Annotated in this window: 5 protein-coding genes; 1 reads left to right on the top strand and 4 read right to left on the bottom strand. The window is 58.9% G+C overall.

The window, feature by feature from the left end; all coding sequences use genetic code 11:
* Nucleotides 1-225 precede the first annotated feature (225 nt).
* From Q5H33_RS07805 to ptsP, 4 genes are all read right to left on the bottom strand, one after another.
* Nucleotides 226-1,743: a formate--tetrahydrofolate ligase gene (locus tag Q5H33_RS07805; RefSeq protein WP_004220253.1), complete on the bottom strand. Its 1,518-nt coding sequence runs from the start codon at nucleotides 1,741-1,743 to the stop codon at nucleotides 226-228.
* 105 nt (nucleotides 1,744-1,848) lie between these two features.
* A complete protein-coding gene (locus Q5H33_RS07800) occupies nucleotides 1,849-3,441 on the bottom strand; it encodes a C69 family dipeptidase (RefSeq protein ID WP_065437674.1) in 1,593 nt (530 codons plus the stop codon).
* A gap of 132 nt (nucleotides 3,442-3,573) precedes the next feature.
* Nucleotides 3,574-4,131 carry a YbhB/YbcL family Raf kinase inhibitor-like protein gene (locus Q5H33_RS07795; protein ID WP_004220257.1) on the bottom strand — a complete coding sequence of 186 codons (558 nt, stop codon included), beginning with the start codon at nucleotides 4,129-4,131 and terminating at the stop codon, nucleotides 3,574-3,576.
* Nucleotides 4,132-4,322: 191 nt separating this feature from the next.
* Nucleotides 4,323-5,972 carry a phosphoenolpyruvate--protein phosphotransferase gene (gene ptsP / locus Q5H33_RS07790; RefSeq protein WP_065441527.1) on the bottom strand — a complete coding sequence of 550 codons (1,650 nt, stop codon included), beginning with the start codon at nucleotides 5,970-5,972 and terminating at the stop codon, nucleotides 4,323-4,325.
* Nucleotides 5,973-6,303: 331 nt separating this feature from the next.
* Between ptsP and Q5H33_RS07785 the strand changes: the two genes are divergently transcribed.
* Nucleotides 6,304-6,515 (top strand): HPr family phosphocarrier protein (locus tag Q5H33_RS07785; protein WP_302423890.1); only part of this gene is annotated, 212 nt, incomplete at its 3' end.

The raw sequence follows: 6,515 nt of genomic DNA, 5'->3' as shown, positions 1-6,515 counted from the left end.
CCCATATTGCGAACCTCTCACCTCACCTACGGGAAACACACCGTGTTCCCCGCCTCACGGTTCGGGGCGTCAACTTCTGACGAAGTTTCCACCGTTCCTTCGAGGTCATGGCGTTGCGACGTTCGCTAGAAACCGCCGAAATTAAGGTGCAAAAAGGCGGTCACCTACGCATATACGCAAGTGACCGCCCTAAAATGTTGCGATCAGAACGCTACGACTCGTTTATCACACGATCTTCGGCATCGGCGTGGTCAGCGAAACGGTGAGATTCACATGCACCAAACCGGCGCCGGAATGCACTTCAACCTTCTTCAACGTCACCGTACGCTCTTCAGCCGGAGCGGAATCGTTGTCAGTCATCGTGGCCGGAGACTTCACCGCAACCAGTGCAAGCGAACCGAAATCAATACCGGCGCTGGCGCACAGGTCCACCGCCTTATTAAGCGATTCAGCAAAACCGTCCTTCAGGATCACGCGATCTGCCGGAACACCATACGCATTTTCGGCAACCCAACGCACGTTCTCCACCAGAGCCATACCCTTGTGGCTGTGCGGCGTGGCCGGCATGGAACCATTCACCACCGCGTCAACGAACGCGTCAAGCTGCGGGGCGAGCGCATCGCCGCCATCGCGATACAGGTTGCCGATAATCGGCTCGCGGAACTCCAGATCCTTGGCGGTCTGCTGCAACGCCGGAATTTGATCGTCTTCGCCATCCCACAGGTTAATCAGCGGGAACGTAGGAATATCAAGACCTTCCAAACGCTGCACGTGGAACGGGTAACGCCAGGCAAGCGCCGGATCGTCACGCCAAGTGGAAGCGCGGGTCACCACAATCGCGGCGGACGGCCACTGTGCGCCATACTCGCGGCAAGCAATGTCAAGCCACTTCTGAGCGCCCGCGTCAGCACCGTAACCGGCCTCGACGATCACCACATCATGCAGGGCGCACGCCATTTCCACGGAAACCAGCGTCGGAATGCCGATCGACACGTTCGCGAACGGACCGCCGTGCACATACACGGGAGAACCATTCACCGTTTCCGTCTTCGCCGGCTTCACCGCATCGGAAAGAATGCCGGTAATGCGCCACAAATCAACGAATTCACCGAACGTAACGGCCTTGCCGTCCTTCGTGCCGGCAATCATCTTGGCAACGCGCTCGGCGATCTCATCCATGGAACGGGAGAGCACCACGATCTGCATGAGCTCGCAGGTCGGAGTGAGCACCACACGCTCGGCCACATTGCCCTTGCCGCGGTCCACCGCGATCTGACGCAGCGAACGGGACGGCACTTCGGAAACGCGCGGCACGGCGATATCGTCGAGCTTGCCGTCGTCGATGGCCTTCTCAGCGAAGGAAACCAGCAGGTTCTGGGCCGCTTCGATAGCACCCATTTCGCCGCACAGACCCCAGTCGATCAGCTCAGGGTGGGTCAGGGAAGCCTTGCCGCCGCCCGAAGCGCCACCCTTGGAACCGGCAGCGGTAATGCCCATGCTCGGCTGACGGAGCACTGCGGCCGCATCAATGCCACGCTCACGCAACGCGTCGATCAGCGCGATCGTGGTGGTGGTCTTGCCCTCGCCGCGAGACGCCTTCAGCGGAGTATCGGCGGTGACGAGCACGACCTTGCCATGCTTGCGTGGAGCATCCGGATCATTCTTCAAATAATCGAGATAGCCGAACGCATCAATCTTCTGCACCAAGCCGTACTGGCTGGTGAAATCCTCAATGCTGGTCACTGGGGTTCCTTTCTTCAAATTGGAATGCACGCCATTCTAACGATGTTGTATTGCGGAAAATAATTGGCTCCCGCAACGTGGTCACGAGAGCCGAATAGTGAGATTTTAGAAGTCCGACATGTGGAAGCCGTTCTTCATGTTCATGCTGGCGGTGTACAGCACGGAATCAAGAAGCTTGTCGGTTTCCTCCTTGAGCTGCGCGGCCATGGTCTCGTTGGCTGCGGCAAGGATTTCACGGGCTTCGCCGTTGCGCACGGCTTCGATGATTTCATCCGGTTCCATAGGCTGAACATCGCCGATTTCGTCTTCCGCATCGAATTCGTCGGTCACGTCACCCACCAAACGTTCGATCTGCTCGTCGGTAGAGGCAACCATGCGGTGGCCCATCGCGCCGGTCTTCTCCTGATAGCGTTCCACGGCGTTGGCGGTGTCGGCGAAGCTGGAATCGCACAGGGCCGCGATGATGCGGTTCTCCCAATAGAAGTTTTCGGACGTGACGCGCGTGGTGGTGTCTTCCAAATACTTCGGCGTGGAGTTGACGTTCGGGAAGAACGGCACGAGCGTGTTGAACGGATTGGAACCATAGGCGATCCACTGGATCGCACGGCTCACCTGCGGGCGGTACGGGCGGATCTGCATCACCGCAAGCTGGCTCTGACGGTTGATGCCGATCGGGCGGAACATGTGGCGGGTGCGCTGGTCGCCAAGCTTTCCATACGGATCGTACGGAGTGCCCTGATAGTGGGAGCTCAGCACATACTTCACATCTTCGATGGTGATTTTGCGTTCCGGCTGGCGAGCCCACGGAATATCGTCGGAAACCGGCTTGTGGTCGGCATCCTGACCATCCCACTGCTCGTCGTACGGGTTAAGGAAACGCTGCATGTACCAGGCACGCGGAGTGTTGTACACGTGGTCGGAATCGGAGTGGGAGCCGAACGCGTCACGCGGGTTGAACGGAGTGGAATTCTCCACCGACAGGTCAAGATGGTTGCGTTCGATGAACTCGGCCAGATCGGCGGAGCACATGTGGTCCTCCTGCTCGCCAAACGCATCTTCAAGATCAAATTCGTCAATGCCCAGCTGGTTCGGCATGGTCACATACGCTTCGTCCGGCACACGCTTGGCGATCCAATGATGGCCGCCAACGGTTTCCAGCCACCAGATCTCGTCGACGTCGGAGAAAGCAACGCCGTTCATCTCATACGTGCCATACTCCTCAAGCAGAGCGCCCAAACGTTCCACACCCTCACGGGCGGTGGTGACGTACGGCAGCACGAGAGTAAGGAAATCCTCTTCGCCAATGCCACCGGCGACTTCCGGCTCATAGCCCTCTTCGCCTTCCTTGCCTTTGGCCGGCGTGAGTTCCACGAACGGATCGGCACCGAGCACACGCTCATTGGTGGTGAGCGTTTCGGTGGCGCTCATGGCAACGTTCGCTTCGTTCACGCCAGCTTCGCCCCAAATGCCTTCCTTCAGATCGGCATTCGGCACAGCCGTATACTGCAGCGGATTGTCAGGAAGATCGATTTCAACATGCGAAAGCACGCTCTTGTACTTGCGCGGCTGATCTTCAGGCTTGACTACGATGAAGCGCTTCGGGCAAAACTCACCATTTGCACTATCTTCATTACGGGCGATGATGGTAGATCCGTCATAACTTGCGTCTTTGCCAACCAAAATCGTGGTGCACGCCATAATTATTCAGCAATCCTTTCGATTATTGTCAATACGTTTTCGTCGGATATATTTCTGATTTCCGCATCTTTATATCGTTATATTGCTGCGGAAATCAAATTTCTGGCCTTACTTGAGATCCTCTTTCACAAATCAGGCTTTTCCAGTGAGGAAAATAGCGCCCTGATCAACGATTGTACCGGAAGTACGCAGCGCACGTTCCATTTCGTTGAGCCAGAATCCCTGATTGAGGCCGGCGAGCGGAGCCGTGGTACCCCACACATGCAGATAGTAGTCATGATCCTGATCTGGCGGATATGGACCGTTGTAACGCATCGTCACTGCGGGATCACTGCTGCGGCCCTGCAGCAACGGCGAGGCGGCGGACGTGCGTCCCTGAACCGTTTCAGGAATCATCGCAGAAACCGTGCGCGAGAAATCAGCCGGAATCGCGAGCGCGTGAGAATCGTTGAAATCGTACATCAGCGCATCCACGGGCAGGTTCGCGAGGGACCAATGATTCCACTGGAAACCGCATACCGGAATTGAATCCGGATCAACGAATTCCCAATGCAGGAACTGCACTGCAGGATCAAGCGCATCAATGTAGAAGGGGAAGGAAACAATCGGCGTACCGTCGATGCAGTTCTCAGGCGGCGCCGCCTTGGCAAACGCGTCGGGAATGACGGTGAAATCTGCGGAAATCTTCATGCACCCAGTATCCCTCAAGCGTCTGACTCATACAAGGTTTCAATTGACGGCATAACGAAACATAACGAAACGACCCCTGCGGCGAGCCTGTGGGGCACGCGGGCAGGGGTCGGTCCGGGAAACAGGGCCTATCAGACCTCACATCGCTTGAAAAACAAGGCGTTACAGGCGATAGGCACAGCTAGTACGGCTCAGTTGGCCGGGTGGTAGAAGTCGCCGTTGAGGGCGGCTTCGGCACGGGCCTGAGCCTCTTCGAAGGTGACTTCGGCAAGGGAGGCACGCACGTCGTCGAGTGCCACCGGAGTCATGGACAGGGAGTTCACGCCAAGACCGGCCAGCACTACGGCCAAGTCCGGATCGGCAGCGGCCTCGCCGCACACGCCCACCGGCATGCCCTTGGCGTTGCCCGCGTCGCAGATCATCTTGATGGCACGCAGCACCGCCGGATGCCAGGCGGTCTGATAGTTGGCAACGGAACCGAGCGTACGGTCGGCGGCCAGCGTGTACTGGGTCAGATCGTTGGTGCCGATCGACACGAAGTCGGCCACGTCGGCCACCTTATCGGCCATAAGCGCGATCGACGGCACTTCAGCCATCGCACCCACGAACTTCAGACCGAAGCTCTTGCCAAGCTTCACGAAATAGTCAGCCTCATGCTGGTCGGCAACCATCGGGGCCATGACCCACAGGTTCGCGTCGGTGGCGGCATCGGCTGCGGCGAGCGCCTTGAGCTGGCCTTCGAGCACGTCCATGTGGGCGCGCAGGGTGCGCAGACCGCGCAGGCCGAGAGCCGGATTCGGCTCGTCTTCCGGAGTGAGGAACGGCAGCGGCTTGTCAGCGCCGGCATCGAGCATACGAATCACGACCTTCTTGCCCGGGAACTGGCTCAACAGCTCGGTGTAAGCGCGGGTCTGCTCTTCGACGGTCGGCGGCTCGGAGTTGCCGATGAACAGGAATTCAGTACGGAACAGACCAACGCCTTCAGCGCCATATTCCAGCGCCTTAGCTGCGTCGGCCGGCTTGCCCACGTTGGCGAGCAGCGGAATGAGGTGGCCGTCCTTGGTGGAGCCCGGATTGCCGCGCAGTTCCTTGGCTGCGGCCGCGCGGGACTTGGCGGCTTCGGCTGCGGCGATCTCCTCTTCGGTCGGGTCGACGACCAGTTCGCCCTTGGCCGCATTGACGACCACGGTGGTGCCGTCGGTCAGATTCTCGGCTTCGGCTGCGGAAACAACCGCCACGATGCCGCGGGCACGGGCCAGGATGGCGGTGTGCGAGGTCGGGCCGCCCTGCGAGGTGACGATGGCGAGGGTCTTGCTCATGTCGAGCGCCGCGGTGTCGGCGGGGGAAAGATCTTCGGCAACGAGCACGAACGGGGTTTCGCTCTGCGGCAGGCCCGGTGCGGGAGCGCCCATAAGGTCGGCGATTACGCGCTGGCCGACATCATGCAGATCGGCGGCACGCTCGGCCTGATAGCCACCGATAGCACGGAACATGTCTTCCACCGCGGCAAAGCCTTCGAGCACTGCACGTTCAGCGGTCTTACCCTGCTGAACCAGACCCTTGATGGATTCAGCCAGCGACGGATCGGAAGCGAACATGGCGACGGCCTGCAGAATCGGAGCGGCCTGCTTGGCGCCTTCGTCACCATTGGCGGCCTCTTCGGCACGACGGTTCAGGTCGGCGTTCACCAGTGCGAGGGACTTTTCAACGCGAGCGATTTCGCTTTCGGCAGCAATGCCTTCCGCACGCGGAGCGTCCGACGGTTCCGGCAGTGGCTGCGCCATACGGATGACCGGGCCGACTGCAACACCGCGACCAATGCCAACACCTTTGATAATCATGTGAACTCCTTTGACCTGTTTCCTTGTTTCGTTGTTTGCCCGCGAAGGGAACGCGAACCGAACGTTTGTTGTTGTGATTTCCGCGCTTGCTTTGCGCGTCGAGTTACTGCATGATTCCCACCGTCTTTGCCGGTAAATCATTTTCAGCCTGCGCACAGTATACACACTTTAAGCCGCAACACACAACCGGTAAACGTTTTCTGCGTTTCGTGGAAAAAGGTGCTATAGTAATTATTAGCGGCGCACCGAGGCATTTCGCTCGGCAAGCAGCACGACTTTCAAATAACACAACCAAAAATCAGTCAACACACGACTCAAAGGAGTGTCCATCATGGCAACCCGCACCACCGTCATCAACGATCCCGTCGGCATCCACGCCCGTCCGGCCGCACAGTTCACCCAGGCCGTCACCGCCTCCGGCTGCACCGTCACCATCGCCAAGGAAGGCGGCAACCCGGTTCCGGCTAACTCCATCCTGTCCGTCATGGGCCTGGGCATCAAGCAGGGCGATTCCGTGGTCATCGACGTGCAGGGCGCCGATGA

Origin of the sequence: uncultured Bifidobacterium sp. (assembly GCF_959020145.1) — a bacterium.
Lineage (GTDB): Bacteria > Actinomycetota > Actinomycetes > Actinomycetales > Bifidobacteriaceae > Bifidobacterium.
The sequence above is the reverse complement of the archived record's forward strand: the minus strand, read 5'-3'. Positions and strand labels throughout refer to the sequence as shown.

Excerpts from the sequence above, each read along its gene's own strand:
- Q5H33_RS07795 (WP_004220257.1), bottom strand. The coding sequence starts at position 4,131 with ATGAAGATTTCCGCAGATTTCACCGTCATTCCCGACGCGTTTGCCAAG.
- ptsP (WP_065441527.1), bottom strand. The coding sequence starts at position 5,972 with ATGATTATCAAAGGTGTTGGCATTGGTCGCGGTGTTGCAGTCGGCCCG.
- Q5H33_RS07800 (WP_065437674.1), bottom strand. The coding sequence starts at position 3,441 with ATGGCGTGCACCACGATTTTGGTTGGCAAAGACGCAAGTTATGACGGA.